This window comes from Mesorhizobium sp. M1A.T.Ca.IN.004.03.1.1 (genome assembly GCF_003997555.1).
Classification (GTDB): domain Bacteria; phylum Pseudomonadota; class Alphaproteobacteria; order Rhizobiales; family Rhizobiaceae; genus Mesorhizobium.
This window is the reverse complement of the sequence record NZ_RZTV01000171.1, coordinates 1-297: the sequence shown is the minus strand read 5'-3', so window position 1 is coordinate 297 and position 297 is coordinate 1. Positions and strand designations below refer to the sequence as shown.

At 57.9% G+C, this 297-nt stretch carries 1 pseudogene; it reads right to left on the bottom strand.

The features are described from left to right. Positions 1 to 215, bottom strand: a pseudogene (locus EOD29_RS31200) (putrescine-ornithine antiporter); the annotation flags it as partial. Between the last annotated feature and the right edge of the window lie 82 nt (positions 216 to 297).

Below are 297 nucleotides of genomic sequence, written 5' to 3'. Positions count from 1 at the left end.
CCGGCCTGGGCGAAGCCATAGGCGATCGCCATCGAGCCGATGGCGGTCACAAGCCAGGAAAGCAGCGAGATCGCCCCGACCTGCGCCATATTGGCAGGCAGCATGATGATCCCCGACCCCATCATGTTGACGGCGACGATGAAGGTGAGCTGCACCAGGTTCATCTTTTTCTTGGTCGTGGCCTCGGCCGCAAGATGCATCGTGTTGTCGGTCATGACGTAATCCTCCCTAAAGCGCGTCGCGATCCTGCAGCTTCGCTTGGCTCACACTTTAACTCTCTGTTTTCACACATGTCGT